Source organism: Actinomadura xylanilytica, assembly GCF_030283145.1.
GTDB classification, from domain to species: Bacteria; Actinomycetota; Actinomycetes; order Streptosporangiales; family Streptosporangiaceae; genus Spirillospora; species Spirillospora xylanilytica.
In genome coordinates, this window is sequence record NZ_JASNWE010000002.1 from 911,488 (window position 1) to 927,399 (window position 15,912).

The 15,912-nt window shown below is 71.4% G+C and carries 14 protein-coding genes; 10 read left to right on the forward strand and 4 right to left on the reverse strand.

Features of this window, described 5'->3' with window-relative positions:
* The first annotated feature begins 89 nt into the window (after positions 1–89).
* The 8 genes from QP090_RS15335 to QP090_RS37535 all read left to right on the forward strand — a co-directional run bounded on the left by QP090_RS15335 (position 90) and on the right by QP090_RS37535 (position 9,201).
* Positions 90–401 carry an ArsR/SmtB family transcription factor gene (locus QP090_RS15335; RefSeq protein ID WP_285939531.1) on the forward strand — a complete coding sequence of 104 codons (312 nt, stop codon included), beginning with the start codon at positions 90–92 and terminating at the stop codon, positions 399–401.
* Positions 398–1,504, forward strand: a complete 1,107-nt coding sequence (arsB, locus tag QP090_RS15340; RefSeq protein ID WP_285939532.1) for an ACR3 family arsenite efflux transporter — start codon at positions 398–400, stop codon at positions 1,502–1,504. Before QP090_RS15335 ends, arsB begins: the two co-directional genes overlap by 4 nt.
* An 82-nt stretch (positions 1,505–1,586) precedes the next feature.
* A complete protein-coding gene (locus QP090_RS15345) occupies positions 1,587–2,000 on the forward strand; it encodes an arsenate reductase ArsC (protein WP_285939533.1) in 414 nt (137 codons plus the stop codon).
* 447 nt (positions 2,001–2,447) lie between these two features.
* Positions 2,448–2,819 (forward strand): DurN family substrate-assisted peptide maturase, encoded by a 372-nt coding sequence (locus tag QP090_RS15350; RefSeq protein ID WP_285939534.1) that lies wholly within the window; start codon positions 2,448–2,450, stop codon positions 2,817–2,819.
* 23 nt (positions 2,820–2,842) lie between these two features.
* Entirely contained in the window at positions 2,843–3,085 is a 243-nt protein-coding gene (locus tag QP090_RS15355) for a cinnamycin family lantibiotic (protein WP_285939535.1), read from the forward strand.
* Between the two features lie 111 nt (positions 3,086–3,196).
* A complete protein-coding gene (locus tag QP090_RS15360; protein WP_285939536.1) occupies positions 3,197–6,409 on the forward strand; it encodes a type 2 lanthipeptide synthetase LanM family protein in 3,213 nt (1,070 codons plus the stop codon).
* A 15-nt stretch (positions 6,410–6,424) separates the two neighbouring features.
* Positions 6,425–7,315 (forward strand): Nif11-like leader peptide family natural product precursor, encoded by an 891-nt coding sequence (locus tag QP090_RS15365; protein WP_285939537.1) that lies wholly within the window; start codon positions 6,425–6,427, stop codon positions 7,313–7,315.
* Complete coding sequence (locus QP090_RS37535) at positions 7,312–9,201, forward strand: ATP-binding cassette domain-containing protein (protein ID WP_329518910.1); 1,890 nt, start codon at positions 7,312–7,314, stop codon at positions 9,199–9,201. The genes QP090_RS15365 and QP090_RS37535 overlap by 4 nt, the downstream gene beginning before the upstream one ends.
* Before the next feature lie 47 nt (positions 9,202–9,248).
* Here QP090_RS37535 and QP090_RS15380 read toward each other — a convergent pair whose 3' ends face one another.
* A complete protein-coding gene (locus QP090_RS15380) occupies positions 9,249–10,580 on the reverse strand; it encodes a carotenoid oxygenase family protein (RefSeq protein WP_285939538.1) in 1,332 nt (443 codons plus the stop codon).
* Between the two features lie 60 nt (positions 10,581–10,640).
* Between QP090_RS15380 and QP090_RS15385 the strand changes: the two genes are divergently transcribed.
* On the forward strand, positions 10,641–11,171 hold the full coding sequence (locus QP090_RS15385) for a PadR family transcriptional regulator (protein WP_285939539.1): 531 nt from the start codon (positions 10,641–10,643) through the stop codon (positions 11,169–11,171).
* A gap of 119 nt (positions 11,172–11,290) precedes the next feature.
* On the opposite strand, the gene QP090_RS15390 is transcribed toward QP090_RS15385, so the two are convergent.
* Positions 11,291–12,844 (reverse strand): MFS transporter, encoded by a 1,554-nt coding sequence (locus QP090_RS15390; RefSeq protein ID WP_285939540.1) that lies wholly within the window; start codon positions 12,842–12,844, stop codon positions 11,291–11,293.
* Here QP090_RS15390 and QP090_RS15395 point away from each other — a divergent pair.
* Positions 12,843–13,361, forward strand: a complete 519-nt coding sequence (locus QP090_RS15395; RefSeq protein ID WP_285939541.1) for a MarR family winged helix-turn-helix transcriptional regulator — start codon at positions 12,843–12,845, stop codon at positions 13,359–13,361. The two genes, QP090_RS15390 and QP090_RS15395, sit on opposite strands and share 2 nt — an antisense overlap.
* Positions 13,362–13,400: 39 nt before the next feature.
* Here QP090_RS15395 and QP090_RS15400 read toward each other — a convergent pair whose 3' ends face one another.
* Both QP090_RS15400 and QP090_RS15405 read right to left on the reverse strand, forming a co-directional pair.
* Positions 13,401–14,048, reverse strand: coding sequence for a restriction endonuclease (locus QP090_RS15400; RefSeq protein WP_285939542.1), 648 nt, complete (start codon positions 14,046–14,048; stop codon positions 13,401–13,403).
* Between the two features lie 845 nt (positions 14,049–14,893).
* On the reverse strand, positions 14,894–15,856 hold the full coding sequence (locus tag QP090_RS15405) for an alpha/beta hydrolase (RefSeq protein WP_285940093.1): 963 nt from the start codon (positions 15,854–15,856) through the stop codon (positions 14,894–14,896).
* Between the last annotated feature and the right edge of the window lie 56 nt (positions 15,857–15,912).

A 15,912-nucleotide genomic window follows, 5' to 3' on the forward strand; every position in this document is an offset into this window, starting at 1 on the left:
CCGCCTGGGCGGGGTGGGGCAGGTCGCCGGGCGCCTCGGCTACGCCGCACTTGTCCCGTGACTCAGCCCGTCGACGATATCATTTTGTGATGATGTCAGTCGAGAATGATGTGTTGCGCCTGCTGGCCGATCCCCTGCGCGCGCGGATCGTGTCGCTGCTGGCGACCGAGGCGTTGTGCACCTGCCACCTGGTGGAGGAGACCGGCGCCAAGCAGACCAACATCTCCAACCACCTGCGCGCCCTGCGCCAGGCCGGACTGGTCGACACCGAACCCTGTGGCCGCTTCACCTACTACCGGCTGCGCCCGGAAGCGATCGACGCACTGGCCGCGAGGCTGACGGGCCTGGCCGATGCCGCCCGCCAGGTCCAGACCCACCAGCGGAAGAGGCCCTGTACGTGACCGGCACCCAGACCGCGGCCGGCCCGGCGGAGACCGGGTCCGCCGTCGTGGCGGGCCTGTCCAGGCTGGACCGCTTCCTGCCGGTGTGGATCATCGTCGCGATGGCGGCCGGACTCGGCCTGGGCCGGGCCGTCCCCGGCCTGGACGAGGCGCTGTCGAAGGTCGAGGCCGGCGGGATCTCGCTCCCGATCGGGCTGGGCCTGCTGGTGATGATGTACCCGGTGCTGGCCAAGGTCCGCTACGACCGGCTGGACGCAGTCACCGGCGACCGCCGCCTGATGGCCTCCTCGCTGGTGCTCAACTGGATCGTCGGGCCCGCCGTCATGTTCGCGCTGGCGTGGATCTTCCTGCCGGACCTGCCCGAGTACCGCACCGGCCTGATCATCGTCGGCCTCGCCCGCTGCATCGCCATGGTCATCATCTGGAACGACCTGGCCTGCGGCGACCGCGAGGCCGCCGCCGTCCTGGTCGCGCTCAACTCGGTGTTCCAGGTCGTCGCGTTCGGTGCGCTCGGCTGGTTCTACCTCGACGTCCTGCCCGGATGGCTCGGCCTGGCCACCGACGACCTGCACTTCTCCGTCGGCAAGATCGTCGTCAACGTCCTGGTCTTCCTCGGCGTCCCGCTGCTGGCCGGCTACCTCACCCGCCGGTTCGGGGAGAAGGCCCGCGGACGGCAGTGGTACGAGGAGCGCTTCCTGCCCCGCATCGGGCCGGTCGCCCTCTACGGGCTGCTGTTCACCATCGTCATCCTGTTCGCGCTCCAGGGCGACAACATCACCGACCGGCCCGCCGACGTCGCCCGCATCGCGCTTCCGCTGCTGGTCTACTTCGCACTGATGTGGGGCGGGTCGTTCGCCCTCGGCCGCGCCATCGGCCTCCCCTACGACCGCACCGCCACCCTGGCCTTCACCGCGGCGGGCAACAACTTCGAACTGGCCATCGCCGTCGCCATCGGCACCTTCGGAGTCACCTCCGGCCAAGCCCTCTCCGGCGTCGTCGGCCCGCTGATCGAGGTCCCCGTCCTCGTCGCCCTTGTCTACGTCTCCCTCTGGCTCCGCCGCCGCTATGCCGGACAGGCGGACAAGGAGGCCGGCCGGTCATGATCTGCCTCGACCGCGGGGAACCAAGGCCGCCGCCGAACTCGAACCCGGCCATCGTCCGCCACGTTCACCCCGAGGGAACCCGATGACCGACAAGCCCAGCGTCCTGTTCGTCTGCGTCCACAATGCCGGACGTTCGCAGATGGCCGCCGCCTACCTCACCCACCTGACCAGCGGCGCCGTCGAAGTCCGCTCCGCCGGGACGGCCCCAGGCGACCAGGTCGACCCCGCCGTGGTGGAGGTGATGGCCGAAGAGGGCATCGACATCTCCACCGAGATCCCCAAGGTCCTCACCGTCGACGCCGTCCAGGCCAGCGACGTCGTCATCACCATGGGCTGCGGCGACACCTGCCCGGTCTTCTCCGGCAAGCGCTACCTCGACTGGCGACTGGACGACCCCGCCGGCCAAGGCGTCGAAGCCGTGCGCCCCATCCGCGACCAGATCCGAGCCCGCATCGAGGAACTCGCCACCGAACTCACCAGCAGCCTCGAAGCGTGACCGCGGAACCGCCGACGCGGGCAGCCGCGATCACGAAGACCTGACGGACTTCTCCCCTGCGGCTGTCGTGGCCAAGGACAGACACCCTCATCGGTCTGGTGGCCCAGGTGGACGGGCGGGCTGACACGGAGTGCCGGGAGGCTGGGAAAACGCTGCCCGATTCGGAACAGAATCCCAGCGTTCCCGTGCGAGCAGGTCTTCGCAAAATAGGTCACAAGGTTCTTCTCGGCCATCGATATGTTCATTTTGCCGGTATTGGCGGATCGGGTCACTTTACCGTCGCGCCATTGACCCACTCGGACCTCCTTGTTATGGTCACTCCGAGTAAAGAAACATCCACGCGGAGTCTTTGCGATGCCCATCACCTGGGCTGTCGCGCAGCCGGTTCTTCGACCTCAATGGAGGAGAACAAGCCGGTCGAGCACGCAAATACAAGGAGGGTAAGCCATGAGATCTGGCCCCAAGCCGCCCAGTGACCTGACGAAGCACAAGGGCATCGAGACCGTCCGCCAGATTCAGGGCCTGATGCTCCTGTGCTCGGTACTGCCGCCGGACGGAAAGATGCGCGAGATGCTCAAACTCGCGCTCGAGGTCCGCAATGAGGAGTTCCCGGCCGACATCGAGCCGATCAGCGACCTTCACCCGCAGGCCACCAAGACCTGGCTCGAGTTCTTCTGGACTCGGGTCGGCATATCCGCCAAGGAAAGGGAGTTGATCGACTGGCAGAACGACAAGCCGAAAATGGATATCGCCGTCGAAGAGCTACAGAAGGCCGAGCGGCAGCTCGGCATAAAGCTGGCCCCCCAGACGGTCCAGTGAACAGCACCAGACCAGGAGGAAAAATGTCACCGAGCACCATTCTTCGCCACGCCGCCGCCGACGCGGACTTCCGCGCCGAACTCCTCACCGGAGCGGGACACTTCGGCGTCCCCGCCGCCGCCGTCCCCACCGCGGTCGAGCAGCAGGACACCGCGTCGCTGGGCTACTGGACCGAGGGCGTCGCCGCCGTCGACGCCTACGCCTGCGCCTCGACCTGTAGCTCGGGTCCGTTCACCTTCGCGTGCGACGGAAGCACCAAGAACTAACCAGCTCCACCGAAGTGCCCCGGCCTAGCGCCGGGGCGAGCGGAAGCACGGATGGGCCGAAGCCATCGGCCCATCACCCGCCCTTTCGACGCAGCCGAGGAGCCCGCCCGCGTGAAGCCGACCTACCCCGTGGACCTCGCGGCCCGGGCCGCCAACCTGTCCGAGCGGATGCGGATCGTGTCCGCTCTGGGCTCGCCCGACGCCGCGGAGCCGCTGGAACCCTTCGACGTCTGGAAGATCGACCGGCTGGCCGCCAAGCTGGCCGCCAAGTTCGGCGCGGAGACCAGCCCGCGGCCGGGGCGGACGCGGCACACCGAGCAGTCGCTGGGCGAGACACTGCGGGCCTACCGCGGGCACGAGCTCGGCCTCACCGATCCCGACGGCCGGCTGGGCCGGATGCTGGCGGAGCTCCACGACGGCTGGCTGCCCGCCTACCGGGCCGCGCTGGACGGGTTCGACTCCGCCGGCGACGCGTCCGCGGCGGCGGACTGGCGCGAGGACGACGTCTACTACGGCCGGCTCGCCACCGCCTGCGAGCCCTTCCTGGTCGACCTCGGCCGCCGGCTGGCCCGGGCGATCGACGACGGCGCCGCGTCCGCGGTCCGCGTCGATCCCCGGCTGATCGCCGACTTCCAGACCTACCTGCTCGACCGGTTCGAGCTGGCGCTGGCCTGGGCGGTGGAAGCCGACGCGAAGGTGCACTGCCGGCTGCACGGCATCGACCCGGCGAGCGCGACCCGCGAGGACTACCTCGCCTACCTCGACAAGACGTTCGCCGACGCCGACGCCTACCACCGCTTCTACCTGGAGTTCCCCCTCCTGGGCCGCTGGCTCGCCCAGGCCACCGGGCTGCTCGCCGAGCACGGCGCCCAGATGATCGCCCGGCTCCGGGACGACGCCGCCGAGCTGTCCGGGGCGCTCTTCGGCGGGCGGCCGATCGCAGCGGTGCGCACCGCGCAGCTCGGCCGCTCGGACCACCACGCCGGGGGCCGCAGCGTCGCGATCGTCGAGGTCGAGCTCGCGGACGGCGCGTCCGGGACCGTGGTCTACAAGCCCCGCGGCCTCGAGGGCGAGGTCGGGTTGCAGGGGCTGCTGGCGCGGCTGCGCGACGACGGCGTCCTCGGCTACGCCGAGCGGGCCGTGCTCCCCAAGGACGGCTACGGCTTCGAGGCGCTGATCCCGTCAGGCCGCAACCGGGTCGCCACCCGGGAGCAGGCCGAGCACGTCTACGCCGAGCTCGGCGGCTACCTGGCGATCTTCTACGTGCTGGGCGGCGGCGACCTGCACTTCGAGAACGTCCTCGTCGCGGACGGCCACGCCTTCATCTGCGACTGCGAGACGGTGCTCGGGGCCCTGCCCAAGGGGCATCCGCGCCCGTCGGGCACCCTGATGGACTCGGTCTTCAAGACCGGCCTGATCGAGTGGCCGAGGGGCGGCGCGGCGCCCGAGGGCGAGATGCGGATCAGCGGCTACACCGGCGGCGGCGGCTACGAGATGCCGATGCCGGTGCCCCAGGTCGACCGGCGGCAGTCCTTCGAGTCGTCGGTCACGCACCGCGAAGGGGTGCGGGTCGAGCCGGGGGCCGCCAACCGGGTGTTCATCGGCGACGAGCTGACGCACGCCGAGGACTACGCCGAGGCCATCGGATCCGGCTTCGACCGGGTCTACCAGTGGTTCCAGCGGCAGCCCGACGAGGCGATCGCGTGCGTCTCCGAGCTGTTCGCCGGTTCCAGCGTCCGCTTCATCAACTGGAGCACCCAGGTCTACTCGCAGCTGCTGGCGGCGGCCCGGCATCCCCGGTGCCTCCTGGAGCCGCTGGAGGTCGACCTGCTGGTCAACACCGTGCGCACCTTCCCGCGCAAGTGGGACCAGGACGCGGCCCTCCCGGACTGGGAGCTGGTGTCGATGTGGCGGCAGGACGTCCCGCTGTTCACCGTCGAGGCGGGCAGCACCGGGCTCGTCCACGACCACGAGTCCGACGTGCAGGCGGAGCTGGAGGTGAGCCCGCTCGGCCACGCCGCCTCCCGGATCAGGGGGTTGTCCTCGCAGAACCGCGGCCAGCAGCGCCAGTACATCGCCGCCGGGCTGTCCGGCGGCGACGTCGCGAGCCCCGAGTTCGCCGCCACGTGCGTCGAGCAGGCGGCCGGGCTCGGCGAACTGCTCTGCGAGATGCTCCGCGAGCCGGGCGCGCCCGCCCCGTGGACGTCCTTCGTGATCACCGGCGAGGGGCGGAACGAGGTCGACATCGAGGGCGACCTCTACAACGGTTCGGGCGGCATCGCCCTGTTCCTGGCCTACCTCGACGCCCTCGATCCGCGCCCGGAGTTCCGCGCCGCCGCGCGGCGGGCCCTCGACCACGCCGCCGCCACGGTCGACCGGGGGCGCATCGGTGCCTTCACCGGGCTCGGCGGGATGATCTACCTGCTCACGCACCTGCACCACCTGTGGGGCGAGCGCGCCCTGCTCGACCGCGCCCTCGAACTGGGCGACGAGCTGGCCGGGCGCATCGATGCGGACGAGCAGTTGGACGTCTTCCACGGCGTGGCCGGGCTCATCCCGGTGCTGATGGGGCTGGCGGGCGCGGCGGACGGCCGGGGCCTGGAGCAGGCGCACCGGTGCGCCGGGCATCTGCTGCGCCGCGCGGAGGCCGACGGCGACGTCCTCTCCTGGCCCGGCTCCGACCTCGGTGCCGCCGGGGGCAACCTGACCGGGCTGTCCCACGGGGCCGGCGGCGTCGGCTGGGCGCTGATCGCGCTGGGCCGGCTCACCGACCGGCCCGAGTACGTCTCGGCCGGGCGGCGGGCCTTCGCCTACGAGGCCCGCCACTTCGACGAGAGCGCGCAGGACTGGTACGACCTGCGCGAGTTCCCCGGCGGGACGCTGTGGCGGGGACGCCACTACGCCAACGCCTGGTGCAACGGCTCCTCGGGCATCGGGCTGACCCGCATCCGGAGCTGGGCCCTGCTCGGCAAGGACGACGACGCGCTGTTGACCGAGGCGCGCCAGGCGCTGACGGCGACGATGCGCAACTTCCCGCGCTTGATGAACGATTCGCTGTGCCATGGCCGGTCGGGCAACGCCGAACTGTTCCTGCGGTTCGCGCTGCTGGCGGACGAGCCGGCGTTCCGCCTGGAGGCCAACGTCCAGGTGCAGGCGCAGTGGCGCAACCTTGAGGACGCCCCGCCGGGATCCGCCAGCGGGTTCTTCCCCGGGCTGATGCTCGGCATGTCCGGTTTCGGGATGCACTTCCTGCGGTTGGCCCATCCCGAGCGGGTCCCCTCGGCGCTGCTCCTGGACGCCCCGCCGGCACCCGCGTCAATCTGAGGAGTGATGTGACACATGTCCGTTGAGTCCTGCGCGGCCTTCCTACGGGTCGCCCTCCGTGACACCCGGTTCAGGCAGCAGATGAAGGCCATGACCGCGGTCGCGGAGATGATCCGCCTCGGCCGCGCCCACGGCTACCTCTTCGACGAGCGGGATCTGGCGGTGGCGTCCTCTTCGCCGGACCTCGCCGAGGCCGCGCCCGTGGTGCGGTCGGCGCCCTCGGAGACCGGGCCGACCGCGTTCTACCACCATGAGTACGACATGGACCAGATCCCCGGGTTCGCGGCCGTCATCGACCAGCTGCCGGCGTTGAAGATCAAACCGTCCACGGTCGACCTCGCGCGTTTCGACGAGGGGTTCCGGGCCGAGGACCTGCGCTCCACCTCGATGGTGCCGGGCGGCAGGGAGCACCGCCGGTGGCGTGCCGGGCTGGGCGCCCAGGCGGGCCCGCGGGACAGGCGCGACTTCCACCTCGTCAACCTGGACGAACACGTCGAGCACGAGGAGTACGACGCCTACTATGCGGCCAAGACCCGGCTGGTCGACGCGCTGGAGAAGGTCTTCGGCGGTGAGGTCCGGCTGTCGGGCAGCATGTGGTACCCGCCGTCGAGCTACCGGTTGTGGCACACCAACGAGGAGCAGCCCGGCTGGCGGATGTACCTGATCGACTTCGACGAGGACTTCGCCGACCCCGAGCAGACCTCCTTCTTCCGCTACCAGCACCCCGAGACCCGCGAGCTGGTCACCCTGTCGGAACGGCCCCGGATGGCCCGGTTCTTCAAGGTGGAGCAGGATCCCGACCGGCTGTTCTGGCACTGCATCGTCAACCCGACGCAACGGCATCGGTGGAGCTTCGGCTGCAACGTCCCCGACACCTGGTTCGACGACATCGCGGGCCGGTCGTGAGCGTGCGGCCGGACGCCTCCGCCATGGACGCGTCCCCCACGGACGCCGCTCTCGCCGATGGGCCCGCCGGGTCCGCTCGGGTGACGCCCGCGATCCGGGCCACCGGCCTGCGCAAGCGGTACCCAGGCGTCGACGCGGTGGACGGCGTCGACCTGACGATCGCCCCCGGCGAGAGCTTCGGGTTCCTCGGGCCCAACGGGGCGGGCAAGACCACCACGATCGCGATGCTGTGCACGCTGGCGGTGCCCACGTCCGGCCGGGTCGAGATCGCCGGCCATGACACCCGGACGGACGCCGCGGCGGCGCGCCGCCGGATCGGGTTGATCTTCCAGGAGACCACCCTGGACGGCGAGCTGACCGCGGCCGAGAACCTGAGGTTCCACGCCGACCTGTACAACGTCCCGGTGGCGCAGGTCCCGGCGCGGATCGAGGAGACGCTCGCGCTGGTCGGGCTGACCGGCTGCCGCGACCAGGTGGTGCACACCTTCTCCGGTGGCATGCGCCGCCGCCTGGAGATCGCGCGGGCGCTGCTGCACCGCCCGCAGATCCTCTTCCTGGACGAGCCCACGATCGGGCTGGACCCGAACGCGCGCGCCCAGGTCTGGCGCTACCTGCGGCACGTGTGCGAGAACGAGGCGGTCACCCTCTTCCTGACCACGCACCACCTCGAAGAGGCCGAGCAGTGCGACCGCATCGCGATCATCGACGCGGGCCGGATCGTCGCGCAGGGCAGCCCCGCCGAACTGAAGTCGGTGCTCGGCGCCGACCGGGTGGACCTGCGCACCGGCGACGACGCGGCGGCGGCGCTGCTGATCGGCGAGCGCCTCGGCCTCGACGTGACCCGGGGCCGCCAGGGGCTGTCCTTCCAGGTGCCGGGCGGGGCGCGGGTGCTGCCGCGGCTGCTCACCGAGCTCGACGTCCCCGTGTACGAGGCGCGGGTCACCTCGCCCAGCCTGGACGACGTCTTCCTGCACCACACCGGGCACCGGATCCGCGACGAGGCGCCGCCGGAACCGTCCGGCGTGCCGGACGCCGCGTCCCGCGCGGTGCGGGTCCCCGCGGCGTCCGAGGTCGGCAGGGGCGGGCCGCGGGCGGAGCTGCGCGCCATGGGGATGGTGTGGCGGCGCGAGATGCTGCACTTCAGGCGGGACCACCTCGGAGCCGCCATCTCCCTGGTCCAGCCGCTGGTGTTCCTGTTCATCCTCGGCGTCGGCCTGGCGAAACTGATGCCCGGCTCCAACGGGGACGCCTACCAGCTCTTCCTCTTCTCGGGGGCGCTGGTGACGGCCGCGCAGGGGCCCGCGCTCGCCACCGGGACCTCGATCATGTGGGACCGGCAGGGCGGCTTCCTGCGCGAGATGCTCGCGGGCCCCGTCAGCCGGAGCTCGCTGCTGGTCGGGAAGTGCCTGGGCGGGACGACGGTGGCCACCTGCCAGGCCGGCATCCTGCTCGCCACCGCGGGCCTGGTCGGAGTCCCCTTCGACGGCGTCCTGATCGCGCTGCTGCTGGGCGAGCTGGTGCTGGTCTCGCTGACCATGACCATCCTGAGCGTGCTGCTGTCCACCCTCATCCGGCGCCCGCAGACCTTCGGCACGGTGCTGACCGTCATCATGGCGCCGTTGGTGTTCCTGTCCGGCTCGTTCTTCCCGCTCAGTGCGATGCCCCCGTGGATGGCGGGGGTGGCGCTGGCCAACCCGCTCACCTACGCGGTGGACGTGATGCGCCGCACCGTCACGGCCTACCTGCCCGACACCCCGTCCCAGCTTTTCCGGCCGCTGAGCGTGGGTTCGTGGCATCCGCCGGTGCTGCTCGAATGCGGCCTGATGGTTGCGCTCACGGCCGGCGGCCTGATCTGGGCCGCCCGCCGCTTCTCCCGCATCGACTGACCTGCCGCATCGACCGGCCGGCCGCATCGACCGGCCGGCCGCGCTGATCACGCCGGGGGCGCGGTCGCGCCGCCGTCCGCGGTGATCCAGCTGCCGTGGAAGCCGGTCGGGACCCGGCGGGGAAGCCGTACCCGGGCGACCTCGGTGAGGTCGGAGGCGGCCAGGACCAGCAGCTCGGATCCGGCGCACGCGCGGTCCGACACGATGGACAGCAGCCAGCCGTCGTCTTCGTCCCGGCCGCCGGAGGCCGGGACGAAGACGGCCTCGCCGGCGTCGGCTCCCAGCTCACGCGCGAGGGTGGTGCCGGAGGCGGTGTCGTACTTGAGGATCGCGTCGTCTCCGACCGTGTAGAGGTAGCGGCCGTCGCGTCCGACGAAGGCGTCGTTGAGCGTCGGGAACTCCATACTGCGGTCGTCGAGCGGTTCCTCTTTCACCGTCCCCGTTCCCGGGTCGAGCGTCCATCGGTGGAGCTGCGGGAGGCCGGTCTTGGAGGCGGCCTGTACCGGATCGACCGCGCCCCCGATATCGCCCCAGATGGCGTTGAAGGCCGCCGCGCCGTACCGCACGGCATCGAGCACGACCCGGCCGGAGGCGTCCTCGTGGGCGTTGCCGACGTGGAACACGTAGCAGGGGTCGATCTCGAACCACCGGACGGCGCCGCCGCGGTCCATCACGCCCAGCCGGGCGCCGTAGGAGTCGTCCCACCTGATCGGCATGCCCTTGCCCAGCAGGGACAGGTCGAAGACGGCGGGGAGGTCGAGCCAGACCACGTGGTTCTCGGTGATGGCGAAGTCGTGCATCATGGTCGGCCCGGGTACGGCGACCTCCCGGCTCTCGACGAGTTCTCCCGCTGCGGAGAGCCGGTGGTAGGTGAGGTACGGCGGACGGATGTCGTACCCGAAGAAGTGGAGTTCCCCGGTGATCGGGTCCTGCTTGGGGTGGGCGGTCATCGCCGTGGTGAGCCGGCCGTCGAAGTCGTGCGGACCGGTCGTGTCCAGCTCGGGGGTCATCTCGTAGGGGAGCCCGCCCTCCTCCAGGGCCAGGATCCGGCCGGCGTGCCGGATGACGTGGGTGTTGGCCCCGGACACGGCGAGGTCGACCGATCCGTCCGCGCGCCGGCGGGGGGCGCCTTCGAGCTCGCGGGTCCTGACCCAGCGGTTGCGATACCACTCGGCCCGGCCGCCGCGCAGCCGGATCCCGTGGATCATTCCGGCGCCCGCGAACCAGTGGCCCGGGTCCCGGCCGGGGAGCGGGTTGGGGCCGTTGCGGACGTACCGGCCGTCCAGCTCGGGCGGCAGGGAGCCGGTGACGGGCAGGTCATGGGCGTCGATCTCGTCGGGCACGGGCGCGAGGAGCCCGCTGAGGTAGCTCGAAGTCATGCCGAGGAGGCTGACGTGTACACATAGGACATGTCAATATTGGACATGTAGACTCGGTGCATGTCACTGCGCCACGCGCTGCTGGGGATGCTGGCCTACGAGCCGTCCAGCGGGTACGACCTGAAGAAGGCGTTCACGAGGGAACTGGGCGAGTACGCGTGGCACGCGCCGCACACCCGGATCTACCCCGAGCTGAACGCCCTCGCCGATGAACACCTGATCGAGGTCGTCGACGAGGGCGCGCGCGGACGCCGCGTCTACGCGACCACCGACGCCGGACGCGAGGAACTGCGCCGCTGGCTGTTCCTCCCCACCGAGCACGGCAAGGCGCGCAACACCGACACGCTCAAGCTCTTCCTGCTGACGTCGCTGGATTCTGAGGACATGCGCGCGCTGCTCCGCCAGCACGCCGACGAGAGCGCGCGTGAAGTGGAGAAGCTGACCGCCGTCGTGGTGGAGCTCGACGCCGGCCTCAAGCCCGGCGAACGCCCGCAACTCGGCCGCATGGCCGCCGAGTTCGGCCTGCGGCTCCACCAGGCCAGGCGGGACTGGGCGCTGTGGGCCCTCGACCGGGTCGCCGCGTCCCGCTGAACCGCCGGTGGCCTCAACGGATCCGCCGTGGGTCGACCTGGCAGAGCACCGGGCGGCCCTTTATGCGTCCGGCGTGGAGCGCGGACTCGACAGTGTGCGAGTGAAGGCGTCGGCGGCGGTCACGGAGCGGTCGGCTCCAGCACGTCGATCTGCTGGTCGGTGGGCTTTCGGGCGGGGCGCAGGGCGATCACCAGCACGGCCGCTCCGGAGAGTGCGATCAGCATCGTCCAGACCGTGCCGACGTGCATGGCGTGGATGAACGCGTCATCGGCAGCGTGCGCCAGGCCGGGCCGATCGATCGCGGCGGCGGCGTGCCGGGCCTGCTCCGCGGAGATCCGGGCCTGGTCCCGCGCCGGGCCGGGCAGATCGTGCAGCGAGGCTTCGATCGCGCGCCGGTACGTGATCGACATGATCGTGCCGCCGATGGCGATCCCGAGCACGCTGCCGGTCTGCCGGACGGTGTTGGTGACGGCCGATCCGGCGCCGGCCCGCTCCAGCGGCAGGGTGCTCATCAGCGCCGCCGTCACCGTGCCGATCACCACGCCGATCGCGAGGCCCTGGACCAACAGCTCGATCTCGATCCAGACGAGCGGGGTGTGCAGCCCGAAGAGCCCGACGGTGCCCATCGCCAGTGCCGCCGTGGTCAGTGCCGTCGAGGCGACGGGGCGCAGCGACCAGCGGCGGGCCAGGCGGATGCCGAGCGGCCCTCCCGCGATCGCGCCGAGCGCGGCCGGGGAGGCGGCCAGGCCCGCCTCCAGTGCCGAGAAGCCCCGTGCGCCTTGCAGGTAGAAGGCGCTGTAGAAGCCGGCGGCGGTCATGGCGAAGAGCAGCAGCCCGATCGCCGCGTTGCCGCCGCCGAACGTCCGCCGCGCGAGCAGCCGGGGATCGAAGCTGGGCTGCCGGACGCGCAGCTCGACGAGCACGAAGGCGGTCAGCAGGACCAGTCCGGCGGTGATCGGTGCCCAGACGTCCGCGGGGCTCCAGGAGGCCACCTGCCCCGCGCGGATCAGCCCGTAGGCCAGCGCGCCGAGCCCGCTGATCGACAGCAGCGGCCCGGCCGGGTCCAGTGGGCGCGGGGCGGGACTGCGGAAGTCCGGGACCAGCGTGAAGATCCCCACCAGGGTGAGCGTCACGGCCGGGACGTTGACGAGAAAGATCGAGCCCCACCAGAAGTGGTCGAGCAGGACGCCCGCGAGCAGGGGGCCCGCCGCCAGGCCGACCCCGGCGGACGCCGAGGAGACGCCGATCGCGGTCGCCCGCGCGGGGCCGGTGAAGGTCCAGGTGAGGATGGCCATGGCGGCGGGCATGATCAGCGCGCTGCCGAGGCCCATCGCGGCGCGGGCGGCGATCAGCTGGCCGGCGTCGCCGGCGTAGGCGGCCCCTACCGACGAGCCTGCGAAGGCCGCCAGTCCGGTGGCGAGCACGGTCCGGTGGCCGAAGCGGTCGCCCAGCGCGCCCGCGGTGAACATCAGGGCGGCGAAGACCAGGGTGTAGGAGCCGGTCGCCCATTGCAGCTGGGCGGGGCGGGCGCCCAGGCCGCGGGCGGGGTCGGTGAGGGTCTCGAAGGCGGTGTTGAGGATGGTGTTGTCCATCCAGATCAGCAGGGAGGACGACAGGAGCACGGCGAGGATCAACCGCTGCCTGGACTTCGGCAGCGTCGGGGACGCGGGCATGGAGACCTTCGGTATGATTGGCAGGAACCTGACGATTATCCTGGAGGATCGTCAGGAACCTGTCAATCTGAGAAGGGGCTGGGCGTTGGGTTCCCACCGGCACGAGGGCGGGGCGTTGACCTTCATGGTCCGCCGGGTCTGGTTGAACATGCGGTCGGCGATCGGGGAGGAGCTCAAGGCGTTCGGGCTGTCGACGTCGCAGTACGCCACCCTGCTGATGGCCGAGGCGCAGCCCGGGATGTCGGTCGCGGACATCGCCCGGGAGGTGGCGAGTTCCCGGCAGGCCGCCAACGAGATGCTCGGCGGTCTCGAAGCGGCGGGCCTGATCGAACGGCGGCCGAACCCGTCCGATCGGCGTACCCACCGGATCCACGTCACCGAGCCCGGGCAGGCGCGCCTGGCCGAGGCACGCATCGCCGTCGAGCGCCGAGAGGCCGAGCTGGAGGCCGGGTTCACGGCCGGGCAGCGGGCGGCGATCCGCGACTGGCTCGACGGCATCTCCGAAGCCTGCGGCTGACCCGCGCGAGGGAGGCCGCCGAGGCGGTGGCCTCCGGGGTCATCCCGTGGCCGAGAACGCCTCGGGGAGTTCGCAGACGAGGGGGGTGCCGTCCATCCAGCGGGCCAGCCGGTCGCGGTCGAGGAGGACGAGCAGGCTGCCCGCCTCGTTCACCGCCGGTTTGGTGAAATGGTTGCTGGTGACGAACACGCCGACGTGGTCGCGGTAGGTGGCGTTCACCGCGCCGACCATCTCGCGGACGTGCCGGACGCCGATGGTGCTGCTGTAGCGCTTGCACTGGACGGCGATCCGCCGGCCGTCGGGCGCCACCGCGAGGACGTCCGCGCCGCCGTCGCCCGCCTTGCCGACGATCTCGACGCGGCGGTAGCCGTCCCGGTGGAGCAGGGCGGCCGTCAGTTCCTCGAACTCCCGGCCGGTCATCTGGTCGACCCTTTCCAGGTGGGCCATCTCGCGGAGCCGTTCCGCCCGCTGCCGCGCGTCCCACCGGCGTTTCACGATGCAGACGGCGAGAACGGCGGCCAGGACCGCGGCCGTTGCGAGGATGAGGGCGATCGAGCGCCAGTGCGCCAGCACGAATCCGATCAGGAAGTAGAGGCCGACGCAGGTGACGGCGCCTGTGGCCAAGGCGAGGGCGGCCAGGAGCACGGCGTGGGGGCCGCGCCGGACGGGCGGGGAGGGTTCGTCCACGGACACCTCCGGTAACGGTCGGTTTCCCGCAGGATGACCCGCGCCTCTGACAATTCGCCCCGGAATTTCAAGATCATCGAATATTGGCCTGTTACGGGTGCTCCACGTGCGGATTTCGGTCCGGACGGGACGTCGCCCTGCGCGCCGCCGGGCTCATCGACGCGTTTCGTGAGATCACCCTGCCCGGCGCGGAGGCCATGCGCGTCCTCGACGAGCGAGCCCCCGTCCACCTGGAGGACGGGGGCTCCGGCACCTGCCCGAAGGTCGACCGCGGGCGGCTGCGCGACCTCCTGCTCGGCTTGCTGCCCGCCGGGACCATCGCTGGGGGGCCAAGGTCGCGGCGGTGCGCCCCCTCGGCGGGCGGGCGGCGCGACCCCCGCCTACACCCGGGTGTCCATGGGCGAGACCACCCTGCTGGACGCCGATGCCCGTCATCCCGGGGCCGCGGCCGTCGGCGGCGGTGGGGTGCTCTTCGCGCTCGGCGCGGGCAAGGGCTTCCTCGCCCACCGCGAATCCGGCGGGACGCTGCACACCTACGTCACCCTTACCGTCCCCGAGGGGCTGGAGGTCGGGGATCGACTTCGCGGACACCGACGGCGCCAAGGCGACCCTGCTGGAGAACTTCGCCGGCTGGGACCCCGCCCTGACGGAGTTGATCAACGATGTCGAGGGTGCCCTGGTCCCGCGTCCGATCTACGCGCTGCGCGTCGGCCACGGTTGGGCGGGCACCCCCGGTATCACCCTGCTGGCGACGCCGCCTACCTGATGTCCCCGGTCGTGGGCGAGGGCGCCAACCTCGCCATGATCGACGGGGCGGATCTCGGCCGGCCTCGTCGCCGGGCCGGTCAGGCGCCGTTCAGGACCTCGTGCAGGGCGGTGGTCGCCAGCTCCATGGCGGCCTTGTTGGCGTGGGTGTCGCGCAGCAGGTCGATCATGGCGAAGTCGTGCACCATGCCCGCCAGTCGGACGGCGGTGACCTCCACTCCCGCCTCGCGCAGCTTGGCCGCGTACGCCTCACCCTCGTCGCGCAGCACGTCGGCCTCGCCGTTGAGGACCATCGCCGGAGGCAGGCCGCGCAACTGGTCGACGCTCGCGCGCAGGGGCGAGGCGTAGACCTCGGCGCGCTGCTCGGGGGCGGTGGTGTACTGGTCCCAGAACCACTTCATGCCGTCGCGGTTGAGGTAGTAGCCCGTGGCGAACTGGTGATAGGACTCGGTGTCGAAGTCGGCGTCGGTGACCGGGTAGAACAGCACCTGGCCGACCACGTTCACGTCGCCGCGGTCCTTGGCCATGAGCGCCAGGACCGTCGCCATGTTCCCGCCGACCGAGTCGCCCGCCACCGCCATCCGGGTGGGGTCCAGCCCCTTCTCGGCGCCGTGCCGCATGACCCAGCGGGCGGCGGCGTAGCTCTGCTCGACCGCGGTCGGGTACTTGGCCTCGGGCGAGCGGTCGTACTCGGGGAAGACCACCGCGGCGTCGGAGCGGATCGCCAGCTCCCGCACCAGCCGGTCGTGCGTGTGGGCCGATCCGAAGACCCAGCCCGCGCCGTGGGTGTAGAAGATCACCGGGAGCGTCCCGGTCGCGTCCCTGGGCTTGACGATCCGCACCGGCACCACGCCGGTCGGGCCGCCGTGCACCTGGATCCACTCCTCGTCGATCTCGGGCATGGGCACGCTCGGATCGGATTGCAGCTTCTCCAGCACCTCCCGTCCCTCCTGGGGCGGAAGCTCGTAGATGTAGGGCCGCCGGGCGTTGGCGTCGGCGAACTCCTGTGCCGCCCGCTCCAGCACCACCCTGTTCTTGACGATCGTGTCGGTCACGACGTTCCCCCTCACGTGTCGGGTCCGCGCACACCTGGAGTCGT

Coding starts and splice junctions, on each gene's coding strand:
- QP090_RS15345 (WP_285939533.1), top strand. CDS start 1,587: ATGACCGACAAGCCCAGCGTCCTGTTCGTCTGCGTCCACAATGCCGGA.
- QP090_RS15355 (WP_285939535.1), top strand. CDS start 2,843: ATGTCACCGAGCACCATTCTTCGCCACGCCGCCGCCGACGCGGACTTC.
- QP090_RS15380 (WP_285939538.1), bottom strand. CDS start 10,580: ATGACTTCGAGCTACCTCAGCGGGCTCCTCGCGCCCGTGCCCGACGAG.
- QP090_RS15390 (WP_285939540.1), bottom strand. CDS start 12,844: ATGCCCGCGTCCCCGACGCTGCCGAAGTCCAGGCAGCGGTTGATCCTC.
- QP090_RS15350 (WP_285939534.1), top strand. CDS start 2,448: ATGAGATCTGGCCCCAAGCCGCCCAGTGACCTGACGAAGCACAAGGGC.
- QP090_RS15385 (WP_285939539.1), top strand. CDS start 10,641: ATGTCACTGCGCCACGCGCTGCTGGGGATGCTGGCCTACGAGCCGTCC.
- QP090_RS15395 (WP_285939541.1), top strand. CDS start 12,843: ATGGAGACCTTCGGTATGATTGGCAGGAACCTGACGATTATCCTGGAG.
- QP090_RS15335 (WP_285939531.1), top strand. CDS start 90: ATGATGTCAGTCGAGAATGATGTGTTGCGCCTGCTGGCCGATCCCCTG.
- QP090_RS15365 (WP_285939537.1), top strand. CDS start 6,425: ATGTCCGTTGAGTCCTGCGCGGCCTTCCTACGGGTCGCCCTCCGTGAC.